This is a genomic window from Acuticoccus kalidii, assembly GCF_021556395.1.
Classification (GTDB): domain Bacteria; phylum Pseudomonadota; class Alphaproteobacteria; order Rhizobiales; family Amorphaceae; genus Acuticoccus; species Acuticoccus kalidii.
Window position 1 is genome coordinate 1 of record NZ_JAKGCS010000032.1, and the last position, 19814, is coordinate 19814.

Genomic DNA, 19814 nt, shown 5'->3' on the forward strand with positions numbered 1-19814 from the left:
GGCTTCGAGGTGCGGCGCGCTCTGCCGGCGCCGAAGCGGCAGATGGTCGGGCCGTTCATCTTCTTCGATCAGGCCGGGCCGGCCGAGCTCCTCACCGGCCAGGGGGTCGACGTGCGGCCGCACCCGCATGTCGGGCTCGGCACCGTCACCTACCTGTTTCGCGGCGACTTCCACCATCGGGACTCGACCGGCGCCGATCAGATCATCCGCCCCGGTGCGCTGAACTGGATGGTCGCCGGGCGCGGCGTCACCCATTCGGAGCGCACCTCCGCTGCCGCCCGGACCGGACCCAACAGCCTGTTCGGCATCCAGACCTGGCTCGCTTTGCCCGACAGCCACGAGGACATGGCGCCCCTCTTCGAGCATTACGGCAAGGACACGCTGCCGGTGATCGAGGATCGCGGCGTCTCGGTGCGGCTCATTCTCGGCACCGCCTATGGCGAGACCGCCCCGGCGCGCATGCTCTCCGAGACCTTCTATGCCGACGTGACGCTCGCCCCCGGAGGCCGCCTGCCGATGCCGGACGATCACGAGGATCGCGGCATCTATATCGTCGACGGCTCGATCAGCGTCGCCGGCCAGGACTATGCGGCGGCGCAGATGATGGTCTTCCGCCCCGGCGACCCGATCACGGTGGCGGCCGGCGAACGCGGCGCGCGGCTGATGATCCTCGGCGGCGCGACGCTCGGCGGACCGCGTTATATCTGGTGGAACTTCGTCGCCTCCTCGAAGGAGCGCATCGAGGCCGCCAAGGCCGAATGGCGGGCCGAGAATTGGGGCGTGGGGCGCTTCGATCTGCCGGTCGACGACCGGGACGAGCACATCCCTCTGCCGGACTGACCGCCGCCGCGCCGACGAGACACCCGTCCGCCCGCGGCTCGACCCGCGCCGGACGACCGACACGACACCGCGTGCCGCGCGCATGCTGGATGGAGGACGCCGAATGCCCGACGCGAATGCATGGCCCGAACTCGATTATCTCGGCTGGCGCGAGACCTGCTCTGCCTTGCATCTTTATTTGCAGGTGGCGGGCAAGTATCGGCTGGCGCACACCCCGTGGATCAACCATTCCTGGCACGCGACCTTTTATGTCACGCCGCGCGGCCTCACCTCCTCGCCGATCCCGGACGGGCCCGGCATCGAGATCCTGTTCGATCTTCACGAGCACAAGGTCGTCGGCACCAATGGCGAGGGCGGCACCGCGTCCTTCGCGCTCGGGCCGACGACGGTGGCGGCGTTCCATGCCGACTTCGTCCGCCTGGTGACCGAGCTCGGCGGCACGCCGACCTTCGACGGGCTGCCGAACGAGGTGCCGAACCCCGTCCCGTTCCGCGAGGATCATCGCGACCGGCCCTATGATCGCGACGCCGTCCGCCGCTTCCACCGGGCCTTGATGGCGATCGACCGGGTCTTCCAGACCTTCCGCACCGGCTTTCTCGGCAAGTCGAGCCCCGTCCACCTGTTCTGGGGCAGCTTCGATCTGGCGGTGACCCGCTTCTCCGGCCGGCGCGCGCCGCTCCACCCCGCCGGCATCCCGACCTTGCCGGACGACGTGGCGCAGGAGGCCTACGACCGTGAGGTGTCCTCGGCGGGCTTCTGGCCGGGGGGCGGCGGCATCGACTATCCGGCCTTCTATGCCTACGCCTATCCGACGCCGAACGGCTATGGCACGACGCCGGTCCGGCCCGATGCCGCCTTCTGGCATGACGGGCTCGGCGAGTTCGTCCTGCCCTATGAGGCGGTGCAGTCGGCGGCCGATCCGGCCGCGGCGCTTCTCGCCTTCCTGGTCTCGACCTACGAGGCGGCGGCCGATCGCGGCGGATGGGACCGCGATCTCCTCGATTGCGCGACGGGGAAGCCGGGCGAGGTGCGCCCGCCGGACGCGGTGACGGAGAAGGCGAAGACGGCGCTGCCGCCGGCCGACGCGCCGGTCGAGCGGGAGGACGGCGCGGCGAAGGGGCGTTACCGGATGGTCGTCGACGGCATCGAGGCGGAGATGACCTATAGCCGGGCGGGCGACGGGCTTCTGATCATCGACCACACGGAGGTTCCGGCAGCCTTGCGCGGCCGCAAGGTGGGCGAGCAGCTGGTGCGCCGGGCGATCGAGGACGCCCGCCGCGACGGGATCGCGATCATCCCCCTCTGCCCCTTCGCCAAGGCCCAGATCGACCGACACCCCGAATGGCAGGACGTCCTGCGGCGGTCATAAAAACGGCCGGCCGCACGGGCCCCGCCCCAAAGAGGCCCGCCCGGCATCGCGGGGCGGGGCGCTCCGCCGGTACGGCGCGAGCGACGCCCGAGACGTGATGCGATGTGCGTTCGTTAGTCCCGTCCGATCCCTCGTGCGCTGTCGTTCGCGGGGACTTTATCGTGTGCGGGGGGTTGGGCGCCGCCAAGAGGCCGAGGTCGGAAGAGGGCCGAGCGCCCCTCAACCATACCATCACGCAGGCCGATCTATCCCTCGGTTCAGTCGTTCGCGGGTCGCCGCGGACGTAGCGTCCCCCGATGCCGCATGTCTGGCGGCGGTCATCTGGAGACGAACATGAGCCTTGAGAATATAGCGAAAACCATCCGCCCGGTGCGCGACGAGTTGGTCCCCTCGCGGTATGCGCTGCGGATCGGCGAGATCGACGTGCTGGTGGTCAGCGACGGGGTCTTGCCCCTGCCGACCGCGATGTTGGCCCACAACGCGGATCCCGCCGTGCGGGAGGCGTGGTTGGACGACATGTATCTGCCGCAGGATGCGTTCGATTGGTCGCTCAACGTGGTGGTGGTGCGCAGCGGCGCGCAGACCATCCTCCTCGACGCCGGCCTGGGTCTCGATCCTGATCTCAACCTGCCGCGGGCCGGGCAGTTGATCCGACGGCTGGAGGCCGCCGGCATCGACCTCGGCGCCGTCACCGACATCGTGCTGACCCACATGCACATGGACCATGTCGGCGGGCTGCTCGTCGACGGGGTGAAGGAGAGGCTGCGCGCCGATCTGCGCATCCATGTGGCGGCCGCCGAGGTCGAATTCTGGAAGGCGCCGGATTTCACACACGCCGTCATGCCGCAAGGCTTTCCGGATGCGTTGCGGGCGACCGCCACGCGGTTCGCCGATGTCTATCGCAGCCGGTTGTGCCTGTTCGACGAGACGGCCGAGGTGGCGCCCGGCGTCGTGGCCCAGCGAACCGGCGGGCATACGCCCGGGCACAGCGTGATCCGCCTGTCGTCCGGCGGTGAGCGGCTGACCTTTGCGGGCGATGCCATCTTCGCGGTCGGATTCGACCATCCCGATTGGCACAACGGGTTCGAGCACGACCCCGAGGAAGCGGCCCGCGTCCGGATCCGCCTCCTGAGGGAACTGGCCGGGACCGGCGAACAGCTGGTGGCCACGCACTTGCCGTTCCCGTCCATCGGCCGCGTGGCGGTCGATGGCGACGCGTTCCGATGGGTGCCGGCCTTCTGGGACTACTGAACGCTCGCCCGTCACGGACGAGATCGGGGCGCCGACCCATGACGTCATGGGGCGGCGCCTTTTGTCGTTTCGGCGTCCGCGTCGGTGGGGGAGGGAACAGACGTGCCGCAGGATGGGATCGTCGGCCGCACAGGAGATCGAAATCCGGCGGGTGGCGCGCGCACCAAGGCGGCCCGAGCGAGAACGCCCGGACCGCCATGCGAAAAGACGTTGCGGCGACGGTGAGCCTGGTTCGCCAGGATCGGCGCCTCTGGGCCGGCGGCGTTCGGGGACTCGCGAACGCGCGATCCCGTGCCACGGCCACTCCCCGTGTCAGCCGAGACCGGCCTTTGTCAGCCCGTATTTTGCATCATAGGCGCCGGGTACCGGCCGAAAACCGACATTCAGCCGGTTCCACGCGTTGATCGCGACGATGATGAAGGACAGATCGGAGATCTCCTTCTCGGAAAACTCGGCGCGGACACGGTCGTAAAGGCCGTCCGGCACACCGTGTTCCCCGATCTTGGTCAGCCCTTCGGTCCAGGCGAGAGCGGCGCGTTCGCGCGCGGTGAACAAGTGCGATTCGCGCCACGCCGCGATGTGGTGCAGCCGCAGGTCCCGCTCGCCATGGATCTTCGCCATCTTCACATGCATGTCGATGCAGAAGGTGCAGCCGTTCATCTGCGATGCCCTGATCTCAACGAGATCGCGGATCGGCTCTTCGATCGCGCCCGTTGCGATCGCGACATTGAACTCGGTCAGCTTCTTCAGCAATTGCGGCGACTGCTCGGCATAATCGAGGCGTTGAGCCGGGCCGGTCGGCAGGGTCGCCGGCGCGCGAGGGGTGGTGTTGATGTCCATCTGTCTATCCTTCGCGGGGCATTAATCTTCGTAGGTCGCAAGTTCGGTCTCGTCCGTGTCGAGGACGAAGACCGCGAGGAGGCGGGCCGGCTCGGTCTGGCTCGCATTCTCGCTGACGGAGTGGTGATCGCCGGGAAATTCCGACCAACTGTCGCCGGCGCGGTAGACCGTGACGGGGCCCCCATTGACCGCGCTACGGATCGTCCCTTCGAGGACGGTGGCGTAGATGAAGGCCGAGTTCGGATGCGTGTGCGCGGGCGAGGTGCCGCCGGGAGCGTACTCGACGACAACGCCCCGGATGCTCATGCCCGGCACGTTCGGGAGCGGCTGGTCATAGGCGAGCGTCACGGTGGCGCTTTCATCGTGCGCGCAGACGGCGGCGGGCATGAGGACGATGCCGGCGCCGACGATGATGGTTCTGATCATGAAAAACTCCTCTCTCGGGGGTCAGGCCGGCTGTTTCGCGGGATGGTGTGCAGCGGCCGGTTGCGGGGACTTTGCCGAGCGGGCGAGCCAATCGGCGTAGCGGATGGCGCCGATACGGGCGCCGTCGTCCGGGACGAGCGAGCGCTCGTCGAGCGTCGCGCCGAAATACGGGGCGTCGACGTCGGGCATGACCGTGCGCGGGTCGTGGATCGCGGCGAGATATCGTGCGACGGCCTCGGCGAGGGGGAGGCGGTCCGGTCCGGCGATCTCGACGATGCCGCCGGCGGGGGCGGATAGGGCGACGTCCGCCATCGCGTCGGCGACATCGTCGGCCGCGATGGGTTGGACGGCGGCCGGTGAGATGCGGGGCACGCCGTCCACCGATCCCGATATCGCGATCGCGCCCATGAACTCGAAAAACTGTGTCGCGTGGACGATCGTGTAGGGAATCCCGGCAGCGCGGATCAGGTCTTCTTGCGCGCGTTTGCCGCGAAAGTAGCCGCTCGCCTGCAATCGGTCGGTGCCGACCACGGAAAGCGCGATGTGATGTTCGACGCCGGCCGCCGCCGCGGCGGCGAGAAGGTTGCGGCCGCTCGTCCGGAAGAAGTCGAGCACCTCCGCATCGTCGAACGAGGGGGAATTGGCGAGGTCGATGACGACATTCGCGCCGGTGAGGGCCTTGGCGAGGCCTTTGCCGGTGATCGTGTCGACGCCCGAAGCGGGGGAGGCGGCGAGGACCTCATTCGCGGTGCGACGCAAGCGTTCCACCGTCTTCGAGCCGATGAGCCCGGTGCCGCCTATGACGACGATCTTCATGGGTCTGTGTCCTTGGTTGGGGTGAGAAACCGGCCGCCGGAACGCGCCGGCGGCGAACGCCTCGGGAGCGGGAGGCGGCATTTCGAGGCGTCGGGACGACACGTCCGATCCGCGGATCGTCGACGTCCGACGGGCCGGGGCGGGATCGAACATCGCGCGACACGGGCGCGATGGCGTTCGATCGGCTCGCCTCCTCGTGTTCGGATCGGCCGGCTGCTTGCGAGAATGCGGGGGGCGTGTGCGCGGCGCTATCGGACGGACGGCGTGCTCGGCCTCGCCGAAGGTACAGGTCGGCGATCGATTGGGACGATGCGGACCGCCACGTGGCCCAGCCGGACCGCTGTCCGGCGATGGAGCCGGCATCGGTCCGAAGGCGACTGCGGGGCCTATCTGCGCGGCGCGCTGCGGCCGGCCACCAGCGCGGCCGGATTCTGCCCTTCCAGCCGGTGCATAGGGGACGCCAAGGCGGACCGCGGCGGCGCGGGAGGGGTCAGTGGGTTCGGCGCGCCCCGGTATCGGCCGTGCGCACGTGCGGGGGCAGGGTCTCCCACAGTCGGATCAACGCGGCGAGGGACGGCAGCTCCAGCTTTCGCATGCCATTGCCCCGATGCAGCTTCACGGTGACTTCGCTGATGCCGAGATCGAAGGCGATCTGCTTGTTCAAGCGCCCGAGCGCGACTTCGCCGAGGACCTCGCGTTCGCGCGGCGTCAAGCTATCGAGACGCTCGACATTGCGACGGACGACCGCCGCCTCCGCGCGGCGCGCGCTGTCGAGCGCGATGGCGGCCAACACCGCGTCGAGCAGCGCCTGATCCCGCACCGGCTTGGTGAGAAAATCGATCGCACCGCACTTCATGGCCTGGACGGTCATCGGAATGTCGCCGTGCCCGGTCAGGAAGATGACGGGCTTTTGGTCCCCCCCGGCCGCGAGCTGGCTCTGCAGATCGAGCCCGCTCGCGCCGGGCATCCGAACATCGAGGATGAGGCATCCGGGCTCGTCACGGACGCCGGCATCGAGGAGGTCGCCGGTGGAGGCGAAGGACACCGCCTGAAGTCCGCTCGACAGGATCAGCTCGGTGATCGCCTCGCGTACGGCGGGGTCATCGTCGACGATGAAGACGCACGGGTCTTTAATGGATCGGCCGCCACCTGCGGATGAAGCCGGCCGTTCGCGGATCGGTCGTTCACGTCCCATCGTCATCCTCCTTGGTTTCGGTGTGCAAGGCGTGGTCGACCGCCGCGAGAAGCGCGTCGCCATCGAAGGGTTTGCGGAAGAAGCCGGCCGCGCCCCGTGCGCGGTGCTGGTCGGCGATCTCGTGGCGTCCGGTGATGAGGAAAACCGGCATCTCCGGGCGCACCGCCCGCACGCACTCGCGCAGGTCGAAGCCGTTCATGTCCGGCATGCCGATATCGGTGATGAGGAGATCGAGGCTCGCGAGTCCCTCCTCGAGGAGGGCGCGCGCGGAGGCGTAGCTCCGGGCGACATAGCCCGCCGATTCCAGAAGCTCCTCGACCGATTCCCGGAGGCGCGGATCGTCGTCGACGATCGCCACGACGGATGGCCTCGCGCTCATGACACGTCACCGGAAGGGCGGCGCGAATGGGTGATCGGGATCTCGAGGCGTTGCGCGATGCGCACGAGATCGGCCAAGGACGCGGCCGCCATCTTACTCATAACGTTCCTTCGATGGATCTGAAGCGTCACCTCGCTGATGCCGAGCTCGGCGGCGGCCTGCTTGTTGAGAAGGCCGCTGACCACGAGGGGAAGAACCTCGCGCTCGCGAGGCGTCAGATCGTCGTAGCGTCGCCGCAATGCAGCTTGATCGGCGCGGGCCGCACGGTGCGCTCGGTCGAGATCGACGGCGGTCTCCACTGCGCCGATCAGGTCGGCATCACTGAAGGGCTTCGTCAGGAAATCGACCGCGCCCTCCTTGATCGCGCGCACCGAGGACGGAATGTCGCCGTGTCCGGTGATGAAGACGATCGGTGGATGCTCGCCAGCGGCGATCCTGCGTTGGAGGTCGAGCCCGTTGATATCGGGCAGCTCGACATCGAGGATCAGGCAAGCGGCCGCGTCGGGCTTTTCCGCCTCGATGAACGCGCCGGCGGAGGCGAAGGCGACCGTGCGCATCCCGTGTGACGCCAACAGCTCCTCGAGCGCTTCCCGGATCCGCATGTCGTCGTCGACGACATAGACGATGAAATCCGGACCGCTCATGGCGCGACGGCCGCCGAGACGGGCAGGGTGAAGACGAACGTCGCGCCACGAGGCGCGTTCGCTTCGGCCCAAAGGCGGCCCCCATGGGCCTCGACGATCGAGCGGCAGATCGCGAGCCCCATGCCCATGCCTTGATCTTTCGTCGTGAAGAAGGGCTCGAAGATCTTCTCGGGCGAGAGGATCCCGCCGCCGCAATCGGAGACCGCGATACGGATCGCATCATCCATCCGGCGCGCTTCGATGCGGATCGCCCGCTCGCTTTTGGGGGCCTCCACCGCGTCCATGCCGTTGCGGATGAGATTGACGAGGACCTGCTGAATCTGGACGCGGTCGACGCACGCGGGCGGCACGTCGGTCGCGATCTCGACGAGGAGGCGAATGCGCCGCCGCGTCGCCTCCTCCGCCATCAGCTCACGGGCTTCGGTGATGACGTCGGCCGGCGCGACGAGATCGCGCGTTTCGGCGGACTGTCGGAACAGGGCGCGAATGCGGCCGACCACGTCCGCCGCGGCGTTCGCATCGCGGATGATGCGTTCGGCCGTCGTCTTCGCGCGCTCCAGGTTGGGCGGGGCCGCCGACAGCCAGCGATGGCATGCGTGCGAATTGGCGACCACCGCGGCCAAAGGCTGGTTCACCTCGTGCGCGATGGAAGCGGAGAGCTCGGCAAGGCTCGCCGCGTGACTGGCGCGCGTCAGCCGATCGTGCGCGAGGCGCAGCTCTTCGCGGGCGCGCACCTCTCCATCGATGTCGAGGCAGATCAGGTTCCACTGGACGATGTCGCCACTCTCGCCCCGCATCGGCGCCGCGCGCGTTTCGACCCAGCGATATTCGCCATCGAACCGACGCAGCCGATGCTTGCGCAGATACGGCTCTCCCGTGGCGAGGCATCGGGCATAATGCTCCTTCACCGCGGCACGGTCGTCGGGGTGGATGGCGGCGTCGAGCGTGCGGTTGAGGCGGGTTTCGCCCGCCCCGTCGAGCGTCTCGACCCCGAAACCGAGATAGGTGCGCAACCGCTCGCTGCGATAGACCGGCTCGCCGGCCGGGTCGGCGCACACGATCATCGCCGGAAGGGTCTCGACAAGCTGCCACAAGGCACGCTCCCTCTCGCGCAACGTCTCCTCGATGCGGAGCTGGTCGTCGATATCGTGGCAAAGGCCGTACCATTGGGTGATGGCCCCGCTCTCGTCGCGCAGCGGTTCGGCCCGGACCGACATCCAGCGATACACCCCGTCGGCGCGTCGCAGGCGATGGTTCAAGGCGAAGCCCTCGCCGGTCGTCAGGCAGCGGTCGAGGGTTTCGATCACCCGCGGAAGGTCGTCCGGGTGGACGTGCGCCGTCGCCGAGGCGCCGACGCCGGCTTTTCCCGGCAAGTCGAAGGCCTCCACGTCGTCGCCGAAATATTCGACCATGCGCTTGCTGAAAAAGACCGGCCGACCGTCGGGGTCGAGGCGCCAGAGCAGGCCGGGAACCATGTCGACGAGCTGCGCCAGCTCTCGCTCGCGGCGCCGCGCCTCGTCCTGCGCGCGGACCTGGTCGTCGATGTCGAGACACAGGCCGTACCATTGGACGATGCGGCCGCCCTCGTCCGTGAGAGGCTCCGCGCGGCTCGACATCCAGTGATAGGCCCCGTCGGCCCGGCGCAGGCGATAACGCAGGGCGAAGGGCTCGCCGGCGTGGAGGGACCAGCCGAGCGTGCGCCGAAAGGCGGCCTGGTCATCCGGGTGAACCGCCGCGGCGAGACGGTCGAGCCGATCGAGGCCGGGGTTCGACATGGTCCCGACATCGAAGCCCAGAAAGTTGGCCATCCGGCGATTAAAGAAGATCGGCTCGCCATCGGGCGCGAGGCGCCACAGGTGGCTCGGAACCAGGTCGACGAGCCGAGACATTTCCCGCTCGCGCTCGACGAGCGCCGCCTCGGCTCGCTTCTGGTCGTCGATGTCGATGGTCGTGCCGTGCCAGCCGACGATGCGGCCCTCGCGGTCACGCTCGGCAAGGCCGGCGTTGCGGAACCAGCGATATATCCCATCATGACGACGGAGCCGATGCTCGGTGTCGTAGGGATCGCCGGTCGCGAGTGAGTGCCGCCATGCCTCGATCACGCGGCCATAGTCTTCGGGATGGACGACGCGCCGCCAGCCGAACTCATCCGAGCCCGGCAGCGGTGCAAGGTCGGCGACGGGCGCGCCGAGATAGTCGAGCGTGTTGGGGCTGACATATGTGAAGCGACCACCCGGATCGGCCGACCATGCGTGCGCGGGCATTGCCTCGATGATCCGGGTCGCGATCGCCGGCCGCCCCAACGGCGACCGCCCCGCCTGGATGGCGATCGTGCGGCCCACGGCGAAGGCGACCGCGCAGAACGCGGCCCAGTCGAGCGCGCGATGGGCGATGTCGGGGGGCGCGAGACCGGCCGCCAAAGCGAGCACCCCCGCCGCCACGGCGAGCGCGCCGTTCACGATGCGGGTCGCCGTCCCTCCGGCATAGAGGAGGAGGGCGGCGAAAGGTGCGAGGAGACCGAAGGGCGTGCCCGTCGCCACACACGCCGCGAGCCCGACGAGGAGCGCGAGAAGCACATTCGCCTCGCGCGGTTGGGAAACGACAGCTCTCATGCTCGGCGGCTCCTGCCGGAAAGGGCCCCGGTGGCGAGGGCCGCGCGCGGGCGCACGGCCCTCGATCCGGGATCTGCGGACCGACGCGCACTCTAGTCCCGGCCGCCTTCGGCCGCACCTCATGGAAACCCATGCATCGGGGCGGTACGGGCGAGCGCCCTTCGCCCCTCGTCGTGGGGACCCCACACCTCGGCATAGTTGTTCCGCGGCGTTGCTTCGACGAATTACGGCGTCGTGACACGGCGTCGGCCGAACGGATGCACGAGAAGAGATCGTCCCGCGTGGCCGGCCCGTCGTACTCGCCTCGCCGTCCGGCGCGGGCGAACGCGTCACCCGATCGTGGCCTCAGGCCGGTCTTACCGAATGAGAGAAACGGGCATGGATTTCGACCATAAGACGGACTTCGACCAGAAGGTCGTGATCGTGACCGGCGGTGGATCCGGGATCGGCCGCGCGGCGGCCCTCGGCTTCGCCAGCCGCGGCGCCCGGGTTCTGATCACCGGCCGTCGCTCGGAGCCACTCGAAGAGGTGAGCGCGGCGCATCCCGGCATCGTCGGTTGCATCGCCGACGTCGCGCAGACGGCCGACGTGGACCGGACCGTCCGGTCGGCGATCGACCGGTGGGGGCGGCTCGATGTTCTCGTGAACAATGCCGGAGCGGGCGCGATCCTGCCGCTTGCGGAGGCCACCGCCGAGCGGATCGCTTCGATATTCGCGGTCAATGTGGTGGGGCCGAGCCTGATGGCGCGCGCGGCGCTCGCATATCTGACGGCGGGGCAGGGCTCGATTGTAAACATCTCTAGCACATTCGGGCACAAAGCGGCAAAGTCGCTGTCGCACTACGCCGCCAGCAAAGCGGCGCTGGAGCATCTCACACGCTGCTGGGCGCTGGAGCTCGCGCCACTCAAAGTGAAGGTCAACGCTGTTGCCGCGGGGCCCACCGCCTCGGGGGCGCTGACCGGCATGATGGGCCTTTCAGCCGAGGCCGCCGCCTCGGTCGAGGCCGAAGAACGCGAGACCATTCCGCTCAAGCGTCGCGGGATCCCTGACGATGTCGCGCGGTGGATCCTCCACCTCGCCGACCCTGCCGCCGACTGGGTGACGGGACAGGTCATCTCCGTCGACGGCGGTCTTTCCCACTCGTGAACCGAGCCGTTCTCAACAAGGAGATTCGATGTGACGGACACGAACAACGACCCCCGAACGACGCCGGACCCGCGGCGCGAAACGGGGTTCGTATTGAACCGAAGGGACGCGTTGGCAGCCGGTGTCACGCTCGGCCTCATGGCCTTGGCGCCCGACATCGCGTCGGCGCAGCCACGCGACAGGACGGAATCCGATTTCAGCAGGAGCAGCAACATGAATTTCGTGACGACGCGCGACGGTGTTCAGATCTTCTACAAGGATTGGGGCCCGAAAGACGCCCAACCCATCGTTTTCCATCACGGCTGGCCGCTCAGCGCCGACGATTGGGACAACCAGATGCTTTTCTTCCTCGGCGAAGGCTATCGTGTCGTCGCCCATGATCGGCGCGGGCATGGGCGGTCTTCCCAGGTCTCGGACGGTCACGACATGGATCATTATGCGGCGGACGTCGCGGCGGTGGTCGAGGAGCTCGACCTGCGAAACGCGGTGCATATCGGCCACTCCACCGGCGGCGGGGAAGCGACGCGCTATGTCGCCCAACATGGGCAGCCGGCGGACCGGGTGGCGAAACTCGTCATCATCGGCGCCGTTCCGCCCATCATGGTGAAGACCGAAGCCAATCCCGGCGGCACCCCGATCGAGACGTTCGACGGCTTTCGGGCGATGCTGGCGGCCAACCGCGCCCAGTTCTATCTCGATATCGCGGCCGGTCCGTTCTACGGCTTCAATCGTGCCGGAGCGACGCCGAGCGAGGGGGTCATCCGCAATTGGTGGCGCCAGGGCATGGCGGGCGCCGCGAACGCCCACTATGACGGGATCAAGGCGTTCTCCGAAACCGACTTCACCGAAGACCTCAAGACAATCACCGTGCCGACGCTGGTGATGCACGGCGACGACGATCAAATCGTCCCGATCGCCGACAGCGCGCCCCTGTCGGCCGCCCTCCTGTCCGACTCCACCTTGAAAATCTACGAAGGCTTTCCCCATGGCATGTGCACGACACACGCCGATGTGGTGAACCCCGATATACTCGCTTTCGTCAAAGCGTGACCCTCGCGGCGTGCCGGGCCGCCAAGCCCGGCACGTCAGGGCGGGCAGCCCTCTTCGCCATCACGCGCGAAATGGACGGGAACACATGCGTATCTGCATCTTTTGCGGGTCCAATTCGGGATTCGATCCTCAATTCGTCGACGAAGCGCGGGAGCTCGGGCGGGTTCTCGCGGCCAACCGGATCGGGCTCGTCTATGGCGGCGCCTCGGTCGGGCTGATGGGCGCCGTGGCGGATGCGGTCCTCGCGCACGGCGGTGAGGCGATCGGCGTTATCCCGGAGGCCCTCGTCGACAAGGAGATCGCCCATCACGGCCTTTCCGATCTGCGGGTCGTCGGGTCGATGCACGAGCGCAAGGCGCTGATGGCGGACCTGTCCGATGCGTTCGTCGCGCTACCGGGCGGCATGGGAACGCTCGAAGAGATGTTCGAGGTCCTCACATGGGCGCAGCTCGGTTTTCATTCCAAGCCCTGCGCCGTCTATAATATCGGCGGGTTCTTCGACACGCTGTTGGCGTTTCTGGATCAGTTGGTCGCCACGGGTTTCGTGAAGTCGCAGCACCGGGACATGGTACGCGTCGCACACTCTGCGAGCGCCTTGTTGGACCGTCTGCGCGAGGACGCGCCGGTCGTCGTGTCGAAGTGGCACGACGTGCCGTCCACCGGCGGCCCGGCGCCGCGAAAGGGGCGTTGATCCGGCAACCGATGGTGGGCGGGGCCGAGCGCCGTGCGTGCGTCCACCGATATTGCGGGCCGAGGATGGCGGACTGGCGCGGCCGCCATTCGCCGCGAACGTCCGCCTTCAAAATTCCCATTCTAATTTACAACATCGGCGTGTAGGTTTCGCGCGAACGCGAAAGGGCGCCGTTTCGTCCTCAGCCGTCGGGCGGTGCTGCCGCGTCGCGGTTATTGGGAAATGGCAGGCTGCTTTTTTGCAATAATGCCGTCGCACGCGCGAGCAAAGCGTCGGGGAAACGAGCCGGTTCAATCGGCCGGCCGAGAGGAGGAATACGATGCGAAAGACAATCGCCGCGCTGGCGTTCGCCGGCGCATTGCCGTTGATGGCGGGCGGCGCCGCCCTCGCGCAGGATTTTCCGAGCAAGGACGTGCGCGTCGTGGTGCCCTGGGGCGCCGGGGGCGGCACCGATGCGATCGTGCGCAAGATCACGACGCTCGCGGAAGGCGAACTCGGCGGCACGATGTACGTCGAGAATGTCGAGGGTGGGGCGAGCGCCACCGGCATCATGGAAGTGATGAACGCCGCACCCGACGGCTACACGGTCGGTGCGCTGACCTATGACAGCGTCGTCACCGTGCCGCGCCAGGGCCTCCTCAAGAGCTATTCGCTCGACAAGTTGGCGCCGATCGCCCGCATTACCAGCGAGCCGGACGCGCTGATGGTCTCCAAGAACGCGCCGTTCCAGACGTTCGACGAGATGATCGCCGCCGCCAAGGAGCAGCCGGGCGGGGTTCGCGTCGGCATTCAGAATATCGGCTCGCGCACGCATCTCGCGATGCTCCAGCTTCAAAAGCTCACCGACACGGAGTTCGACCTGATCGCCTATCCGGGTGGCGCGGCCCCGCAAAAGGAAGCGGTGCTGTCCGGTGAGGTTGACGCCGTGGTGACGAGCCTCGGCGACTTCGCCCCGCTCATCCAGTCGGGCGACGTGAAGGGCGTCATCGAGTTCTCCACCGATCGCAATCCGACCTACCCGGACGTGCCGACGACGGCGGAGAAGGGCGTCGACTTCCAGATCGGCAGCTTCATCCTGCTCGCCGTTCCGGCCGGCACGCCCGATGCGGTGGTCACCAAGCTGACCGATGCCTATCAGGCCGCTTATGACAGCGAAGCGTTCCAGAGCTGGGTGTCGACCATCGGCGTCACGCCGAGCTGGCTCGCCGGCGCCGAAGCGCAGTCCTGGATGACCTCGACCCAGGCGGAACTCTTCCAGTTGATGGACGAGATCGAAGGCAAGTAGCGCCGGACATGCGGGCCCGGTTCATTGCCGGGCCCGCATCTGGCTCACAACGTCGGCGGTTCCATGCACCTCATCGCGCGTTTGTTCGTTCCGCTCGGCCTCATCGGCTTCAGCGTGATCTACTTCATCGAAGCGGGCCAGATCCGGTCGATCTATGACACCGGACCGATCCGCTCGGGCGACTATCCGAAATTCCTCGCCGTTGCGCTCGCGGTCGCCGTGGTGGTGGCGGTGGCGCTCGACTTCCGCAAGGCTCACAAGGCCGAGCGGGTCGAGTGGGGCGGCGTCGGGCTCGCCTTTCTCGTGATCGCGACGTGCGCGGTCTATCTCCTGCTCTTCCAGTTCGTCGGCTATTTCGTGTCGACGATCCTCTTCACCCTCGCGCTCCTCGCGATCTTCTCGCGCCTCGAGATGAGCATTCCGCGCACCATCCTCGAGGCCGTCGTCCTGACGGCGGTCGTCTACGGCCTGTTCGCCGTCGTGTTCGAGGTCCGCTTGCCGGCCTTCCCCTCCTTCGGTGGCGCGACGCCGCCTGCGGTTGAGGCACCCCAATGAGTTACCTCGCGGACGTGCTCGGCGGCAGCCTCGCGCTGTTCTCGCCCTCCGTGTTCGGGTTCATGGTCCTCGGATTTCTGATCGGGACATTCTTCGGCGCGGTTCCGGGGCTGACGGCGGTGCTCGCCATCGCTCTTCTCCTGCCCTTCACCTACAGCCTCGATGCGGTGAGCGCGCTCGTCATGTGCGCTTCGATCTTCATGGCGGGGATGTATGCCGGCTCGATCACCGCGACGACGGTGAACATTCCGGGTGCGCCGTCCTCGATCATGACCGCCGTCGAGGGTTACAAGCTGATGCAGAAGGGGGAGGGCGCCAACGCGCTCGGCCATGCCGCCCTCGGCTCGATGATCGGCGGCGCGATCGGCGCGGTGCTCCTCCTCGTGTCGATGCCGCTGACGGCTGAGCTCGCCCTCCTCATCAAGACGCCCGGCAAGTTCTCGCTCATCCTCTTCGCCCTCGTCGTGATCGTGGTGGCGCAGCGCGGCGAGGTCGCGAAGGCGGTCGTCGCGGCGCTCCTCGGCATGATGATCGCGACCATCGGCGTCGACGTGATGCAGCCGATCCCCCGGTTCGCCTTCGGCACCGAGACGCTGGTGGAGGGGATCGACCTGATGCCCCTGATCATCGGCACCTTCGCGATCAGCGAGATCATGATCCAGGCGGCGACGCGGGATGATCCGGCGGTCCGGCAGGCGGCGAGCCAGGCCGCGCGCGCGTTGCGTCGGCGCGATTTCGTGCCCCGCTGGAGCGAGATCCGCGAGATCGGGATCATCACCTACATCAAGAGCTCGCTCATCGGCTATGGCGTCGGCGTCCTGCCGGGGGCGGGCGGGTCGATGGCGGCGTTCGTCTCCTATGCGGAGGCGATGCGGGTCTCGCGCAAGAGCGAGGAGTTCCGCCATGGCAGCCGCGAAGGTATCGCCGCGGCGGAGGCGGCCAACAACTCGATGTGCGGCGGCGCCTTCGTGCCGATGCTGATGTTCGGCATTCCCGGTGATCCGACGACGGCCGTGGTGCTCGGCGTCCTCGTCATCAACGGCCTTCAGCCGGGGCCGCAGCTTCTCACCACCCAGACGGAGCTGCTCGGGCCGATGATCGGGTCGCTGTTCTTCAGCGCGCTCCTCCTCATTCCGCTGTCGCTCTTCCTGTTCGGGCCGCTCTTCATCCGGATCGTGTCGATCAGCCGGCCGCCACTCTATGCCGCGATCGCGCTCGTCGCTCTCGTCGGCGCCTATGTCGCCACCTATTCGATGTTCCAGATGGCGTTGACGCTGGTGTTCGGCGTGCTCGCCTTCGCGTTGCGCCGGGCGGGCTATCCGATCGTGACGCTGCTCCTCGGCTTCATTCTCGGACCGAGCCTGGAGGAATATCTGCGACGCTCCCTGTCGCTGAGCAAAGGCGACCCGACGATCTTCCTCACGAGCCCGGACAGCCTCGCATTTCTGGCCCTCACGGTGGTGTTCGTCTTCATGCTCACGCGGCCGCGGCGCACGCCGGCCTGAGGCGCCAATTTCGCCTGACAACGGCATCGCGGCGGCGCATATATACGGGCGCCGCCGTTCATCAGCAGGGCCGCACAGCGTCTCGTGCCGACGCTCCCTCGCGGTCGAGGACACCCGACATTGCCGATCGTCTTCAGCCATTCCCGCGGAACGGAACCCGCGATCGACGTTCCGGCCATCGGCCTCAATCTCTTCGTGCGGTTGCCGCCCGAGGCGAGCGGCGGGACCTACTGCTTTATCGAGACGGTGAACGCGCCCGGCGCGGGGCCGCCCCGGCACCGTCATCCCCAGGCCGAGATCTTCCGCGTCATCGAAGGGCGCTATCTCTACGAGGTCGATGGCCGCCGCTTCATCGCCGAGGTGGGCGATGTCGTCAGCATTCCGGGCGGCACGCCACACGCCTTTCGCAATGTCACCGACGCACCCGCCCGGCAATATATCCTGATCGCGCCGGCTCTCGATGCCGCCGGCTTCTTCACCGAGCTTGCGGCGGTGATGCGCGACGGCATTCCAGACAAAGCGGCCTTGAACGCCTTCGGAGCGAAATGGGAGGTCGATTTTCTCGGCCCGCCTCTGTCGCACACCGACGGCCCGACCGACTGAGGCCGGGCGCCCGAGTTCGACCCGGCGGCCTCTCGTCCGCCGTCGCTGACTGACGCCGTCGTTCAACTCTCGCGGAGGGTGCCGTGTACGTCGTGATCGTCGTCCTACTCACCGTGATCGTTCCGGGTCTGTCGATCGCCGTCGACTGGCTCCGGGGCGCCGGTGATCTCGTCGTCCTGCTCGGCAAATGGTTCGTCTTCTGGGGCGGCGGCGTGCGGCTCCTGCTCGCCGGCCTGTCCCAGGTCATGCGGCCGGCCGTCACGAGTGGTATCCTCGGCATCAAGGATCCGGCCGCCGAGAAGGTCGTGGCCGAGCTCGGCTTCGCCAATTGCGCGATCGGCCTCGTCGGGATCCTCAGCCTCTTCGTGCCGGGCTGGACCGCGCCCGCGGGGCTCGTGAGCGGCCTCTTCCTCACCGCGGCGGGGGTGAAGCATGCGCGCAATGCGGAGCGGACGCTTCGCGAGAATGTCGCGATGGGGACGGACCTCTTCGTCGCCCTGATGATCGCGATCTATCTCGTCGGGTGGCTGATCCGCTGATCCGGGACCGGCCGCGCCGCTATGGCCGGGCGGCGACCGCCTCGGCGTGCTGCAAACCGCGCGACAGGGCCTCGACGATCTCGTCGTTGGCGCCGTGGCGGCGGAAATAGGCGCTGGGATCACGCGAGAGCGGCCCGTACTCTGACAAATCGGCCAGCGCCTCCGCGGTCCGTTCCGGCATGTCGAGGGCGCCGGCCGCGATCGCGATGAGCGCTTCGCCGATGCCGAGACCGGGCGCGGCCGAACGTTCGGCGAGGCTCAGCATCTCCTGATAGTCGCCCCGCAGATAGAGATCGATCGCAATCAGATGATTGTACCATCCCGGCGGATCGACGCTGCGGGCGATCGCACGTTCGAGCAGGGGGATGCCCTCCTCGAAATTCCCGCGGACGGCGAGGCGCCAACCGAGTTGGGCAAGCGCGTCCGGATCGTACGGATTGCGAGCGACCGCCTCGCGCGAGAAGCGTTCTCCTTCGCGAAAGCGGCCCATATAGTGGTTGATCGCGGCGATCGCCTTGAGGGCGAGGCTGTTGTGCGGGTCGAGCGCGAGGGCGCGCGCGGCGACATCGAGCGCGCGTACGTAGCTCTCGTCCTGGGGGACGCCGTCGGCGAACTCGAACCGGCCCGCATCAAGATAGAGCCAGCCGAGCATGGCGAGCGCGTCCGGGTAGGACGGATCACGGGCGACGGCCTCCTCGAGGCAGGCGAGCGCCGGCGCGAAGGCCCTCCGGGCGAACGTTCGCCGATAGGTGTAGGCCTGCATGACGCACAGATAGCTCGACATGCTGGCCGTCGCGGGCGAGGTGTGAAGCTGGGCGGCCTTGTTGACGATCCCGTAGGGCTGGGCGAGCGCGGTGGCGAGTTCGCCGGCGAGATCGCGCTGCAGGCCCATCAGCGCCTCGGTGGTGAAGGGGCGATCATAGGTCGTCGCCCAGATCACTTCGCCGGTTCGCGCATCGTAGAGCTGGGCGGTCAGGCGGGCGTGTTCGGCTTCGATGCCGACACGGCCATCGACGACATAAGCGACACCGAGGTCGCGCCCGAGCGCGGCGGGCGATCCGTTGGCCAAGGGTTGGGCGACGGGCCTCACATAGACGCGAAACCCCGGAAACTGCATCAGGTGCCCGATCAGCTCGTTGCTGATGCCTTCGGCGAGAATGGGGCCGTCCTCGGTCCGGCCGAACGCCTTGAAGGGAAGCACCACGACGGCGGGTTCGCCGGTGCCGATCGGAGGCTTGGTCTCGCCGAAGACGAGCCACAGCGCCGTCGCGAGCATCGCGAGGCCGAAGATCGCCACGGCAGCGGCGGCGAGGAAGACCATGACATGAAGGCGGCGCGATGGGGCAGCCGGAGCGGCGTCGCTTGTCGCCGGCTCCAACGGCGCCGGTACCTGCGTCACCGGCGCGGTGTCGGGCTCGGCTAAGGGGGCGGGCAGGGCCGTCGCATCGGCGACGGGGAGGGGCTCGCCCGCCAATGCGCTCTCCGGCACCTCGAGGGGCGCGGATGGACGCGGCTCGGGGCGGGCGTGCCACTCGAAATTCGGCACATAGCCGCCCTTGGGGATCGAGATGCGGACGGGGTCGTGATGGCCGGCATCGAGATAATAGCTGTCGAGATCGCGCCGAAGCCTCCGCGCTTCGAGGCGCACGACGGGATCGGCGCTCGAATCGAAGGTTTCGTCACGGCCGAAGACGGATACGGCAATCGTGTAACCCTTCAGCCGGTCTGACCGGCCGTCGAGGGTTTCTTCCACGATATAGCGCAAGAAGGCGCGGCGTCGCTCGCTCGCATCGAGCCGCGGATGCGAGAGGAGGCGATCGAGCTCCTCTCGTATGTCGTTCGGAGAAGGGCCGGGATGACGCGGCCCTTCGCCGATTGCGACAGAAACAGGGCGCACCGATCGCTCCGTTCAAAAAAAGATGCGGGCGAGGCCAAACCAATCCGCAGGTGACAATAACACTTTTGGCGGGGATTTGCCAAAGACGTGGCGTGAACGCGCCGCCGCGGTGAAAGGTACGAACACGTTCGTACTGCGTATCGCAGCCGGAAACAGGCCAGAACCGTTCGC

The 19814-nt window shown here is 67.7% G+C and carries 19 protein-coding genes; 11 read left to right on the top strand and 8 right to left on the bottom strand.

What is annotated here, in order from left to right:
• The 3 genes from L1787_RS18295 to L1787_RS18305 form a co-directional block, all read left to right on the top strand.
• Positions 1-840, top strand: an 840-nt coding sequence (locus L1787_RS18295) for a pirin family protein (RefSeq protein ID WP_235710535.1), incomplete at its 5' end; no start/stop codon positions are given.
• A 103-nt stretch (positions 841-943) separates the two neighbouring features.
• The gene (locus L1787_RS18300; RefSeq protein ID WP_235710536.1) at positions 944-2209 is read left to right on the top strand and encodes a DUF5996 family protein; all 1266 of its coding nucleotides are present in this window, start codon (positions 944-946) and stop codon (positions 2207-2209) included.
• Positions 2210-2542: 333 nt separating this feature from the next.
• Positions 2543-3460, top strand: coding sequence for an MBL fold metallo-hydrolase (locus tag L1787_RS18305; protein ID WP_235710557.1), 918 nt, complete (start codon positions 2543-2545; stop codon positions 3458-3460).
• Positions 3461-3772: 312 nt separating this feature from the next.
• On the opposite strand, the gene L1787_RS18310 is transcribed toward L1787_RS18305, so the two are convergent.
• The 7 genes from L1787_RS18310 to L1787_RS18340 all read right to left on the bottom strand — a co-directional run bounded on the left by L1787_RS18310 (position 3773) and on the right by L1787_RS18340 (position 10495).
• The gene (locus L1787_RS18310) at positions 3773-4300 is read right to left on the bottom strand and encodes a carboxymuconolactone decarboxylase family protein (RefSeq protein WP_235710558.1); all 528 of its coding nucleotides are present in this window, start codon (positions 4298-4300) and stop codon (positions 3773-3775) included.
• Positions 4301-4321: 21 nt separating this feature from the next.
• Positions 4322-4687 (bottom strand): cupin domain-containing protein, encoded by a 366-nt coding sequence (locus L1787_RS18315; RefSeq protein ID WP_439648301.1) that lies wholly within the window; start codon positions 4685-4687, stop codon positions 4322-4324.
• Between the two features lie 60 nt (positions 4688-4747).
• Positions 4748-5542: an SDR family oxidoreductase gene (locus L1787_RS18320; protein ID WP_235710560.1), complete on the bottom strand. Its 795-nt coding sequence runs from the start codon at positions 5540-5542 to the stop codon at positions 4748-4750.
• A gap of 490 nt (positions 5543-6032) precedes the next feature.
• On the bottom strand, positions 6033-6737 hold the full coding sequence (locus L1787_RS18325; protein WP_235710561.1) for a response regulator transcription factor: 705 nt from the start codon (positions 6735-6737) through the stop codon (positions 6033-6035).
• The gene (locus L1787_RS18330; RefSeq protein WP_235710562.1) at positions 6727-7116 is read right to left on the bottom strand and encodes a response regulator; all 390 of its coding nucleotides are present in this window, start codon (positions 7114-7116) and stop codon (positions 6727-6729) included. The genes L1787_RS18325 and L1787_RS18330 overlap by 11 nt, the downstream gene beginning before the upstream one ends.
• Positions 7113-7760: a response regulator transcription factor gene (locus L1787_RS18335; protein ID WP_235710563.1), complete on the bottom strand. Its 648-nt coding sequence runs from the start codon at positions 7758-7760 to the stop codon at positions 7113-7115. Before L1787_RS18335 ends, L1787_RS18330 begins: the two co-directional genes overlap by 4 nt.
• Positions 7757-10495 carry a PAS domain-containing sensor histidine kinase gene (locus L1787_RS18340; protein WP_439648300.1) on the bottom strand — a complete coding sequence of 913 codons (2739 nt, stop codon included), beginning with the start codon at positions 10493-10495 and terminating at the stop codon, positions 7757-7759. The genes L1787_RS18335 and L1787_RS18340 overlap by 4 nt, the downstream gene beginning before the upstream one ends.
• Positions 10496-10750: 255 nt before the next feature.
• On the opposite strand from L1787_RS18340, the gene L1787_RS18345 reads away from it, so the two are divergent.
• From L1787_RS18345 to L1787_RS18380, 8 genes are all read left to right on the top strand, one after another.
• Positions 10751-11518, top strand: a complete 768-nt coding sequence (locus L1787_RS18345; RefSeq protein ID WP_235710565.1) for an SDR family NAD(P)-dependent oxidoreductase — start codon at positions 10751-10753, stop codon at positions 11516-11518.
• A 213-nt stretch (positions 11519-11731) separates the two neighbouring features.
• Entirely contained in the window at positions 11732-12568 is an 837-nt protein-coding gene (locus tag L1787_RS18350; protein ID WP_235710566.1) for an alpha/beta fold hydrolase, read from the top strand.
• An 85-nt stretch (positions 12569-12653) separates the two neighbouring features.
• Positions 12654-13259: an LOG family protein gene (locus L1787_RS18355; RefSeq protein WP_235710567.1), complete on the top strand. Its 606-nt coding sequence runs from the start codon at positions 12654-12656 to the stop codon at positions 13257-13259.
• A gap of 319 nt (positions 13260-13578) precedes the next feature.
• Entirely contained in the window at positions 13579-14544 is a 966-nt protein-coding gene (locus tag L1787_RS18360) for a Bug family tripartite tricarboxylate transporter substrate binding protein (RefSeq protein WP_235710568.1), read from the top strand.
• 63 nt (positions 14545-14607) lie between these two features.
• Positions 14608-15099: a tripartite tricarboxylate transporter TctB family protein gene (locus L1787_RS18365; RefSeq protein ID WP_235710569.1), complete on the top strand. Its 492-nt coding sequence runs from the start codon at positions 14608-14610 to the stop codon at positions 15097-15099.
• A complete protein-coding gene (locus L1787_RS18370) occupies positions 15096-16604 on the top strand; it encodes a tripartite tricarboxylate transporter permease (RefSeq protein WP_235710570.1) in 1509 nt (502 codons plus the stop codon). The genes L1787_RS18365 and L1787_RS18370 overlap by 4 nt, the downstream gene beginning before the upstream one ends.
• A gap of 120 nt (positions 16605-16724) precedes the next feature.
• Positions 16725-17207 carry a cupin domain-containing protein gene (locus L1787_RS18375; protein ID WP_235710571.1) on the top strand — a complete coding sequence of 161 codons (483 nt, stop codon included), beginning with the start codon at positions 16725-16727 and terminating at the stop codon, positions 17205-17207.
• A gap of 83 nt (positions 17208-17290) precedes the next feature.
• On the top strand, positions 17291-17746 hold the full coding sequence (locus L1787_RS18380) for a DUF6790 family protein (RefSeq protein ID WP_235710572.1): 456 nt from the start codon (positions 17291-17293) through the stop codon (positions 17744-17746).
• 19 nt (positions 17747-17765) lie between these two features.
• Here the strand turns inward: L1787_RS18380 and L1787_RS18385 are convergent, their stop codons facing one another.
• A complete protein-coding gene (locus L1787_RS18385; protein WP_235710573.1) occupies positions 17766-19643 on the bottom strand; it encodes a tetratricopeptide repeat protein in 1878 nt (625 codons plus the stop codon).
• Between the last annotated feature and the right edge of the window lie 171 nt (positions 19644-19814).

Coding starts and splice junctions, on each gene's coding strand:
- L1787_RS18350 (WP_235710566.1), top strand. CDS start 11,732: ATGAATTTCGTGACGACGCGCGACGGTGTTCAGATCTTCTACAAGGAT.
- L1787_RS18370 (WP_235710570.1), top strand. CDS start 15,096: ATGAGTTACCTCGCGGACGTGCTCGGCGGCAGCCTCGCGCTGTTCTCG.
- L1787_RS18305 (WP_235710557.1), top strand. CDS start 2,543: ATGAGCCTTGAGAATATAGCGAAAACCATCCGCCCGGTGCGCGACGAG.
- L1787_RS18335 (WP_235710563.1), bottom strand. CDS start 7,760: ATGAGCGGTCCGGATTTCATCGTCTATGTCGTCGACGACGACATGCGG.
- L1787_RS18355 (WP_235710567.1), top strand. CDS start 12,654: ATGCGTATCTGCATCTTTTGCGGGTCCAATTCGGGATTCGATCCTCAA.
- L1787_RS18360 (WP_235710568.1), top strand. CDS start 13,579: ATGCGAAAGACAATCGCCGCGCTGGCGTTCGCCGGCGCATTGCCGTTG.
- L1787_RS18315 (WP_439648301.1), bottom strand. CDS start 4,687: ATGCCCGCCGCCGTCTGCGCGCACGATGAAAGCGCCACCGTGACGCTC.
- L1787_RS18345 (WP_235710565.1), top strand. CDS start 10,751: ATGGATTTCGACCATAAGACGGACTTCGACCAGAAGGTCGTGATCGTG.
- L1787_RS18340 (WP_439648300.1), bottom strand. CDS start 10,495: ATGAGGTGCGGCCGAAGGCGGCCGGGACTAGAGTGCGCGTCGGTCCGC.
- L1787_RS18330 (WP_235710562.1), bottom strand. CDS start 7,116: ATGAGCGCGAGGCCATCCGTCGTGGCGATCGTCGACGACGATCCGCGC.
- L1787_RS18325 (WP_235710561.1), bottom strand. CDS start 6,737: ATGGGACGTGAACGACCGATCCGCGAACGGCCGGCTTCATCCGCAGGT.
- L1787_RS18320 (WP_235710560.1), bottom strand. CDS start 5,542: ATGAAGATCGTCGTCATAGGCGGCACCGGGCTCATCGGCTCGAAGACG.
- L1787_RS18310 (WP_235710558.1), bottom strand. CDS start 4,300: ATGGACATCAACACCACCCCTCGCGCGCCGGCGACCCTGCCGACCGGC.
- L1787_RS18365 (WP_235710569.1), top strand. CDS start 14,608: ATGCACCTCATCGCGCGTTTGTTCGTTCCGCTCGGCCTCATCGGCTTC.
- L1787_RS18300 (WP_235710536.1), top strand. CDS start 944: ATGCCCGACGCGAATGCATGGCCCGAACTCGATTATCTCGGCTGGCGC.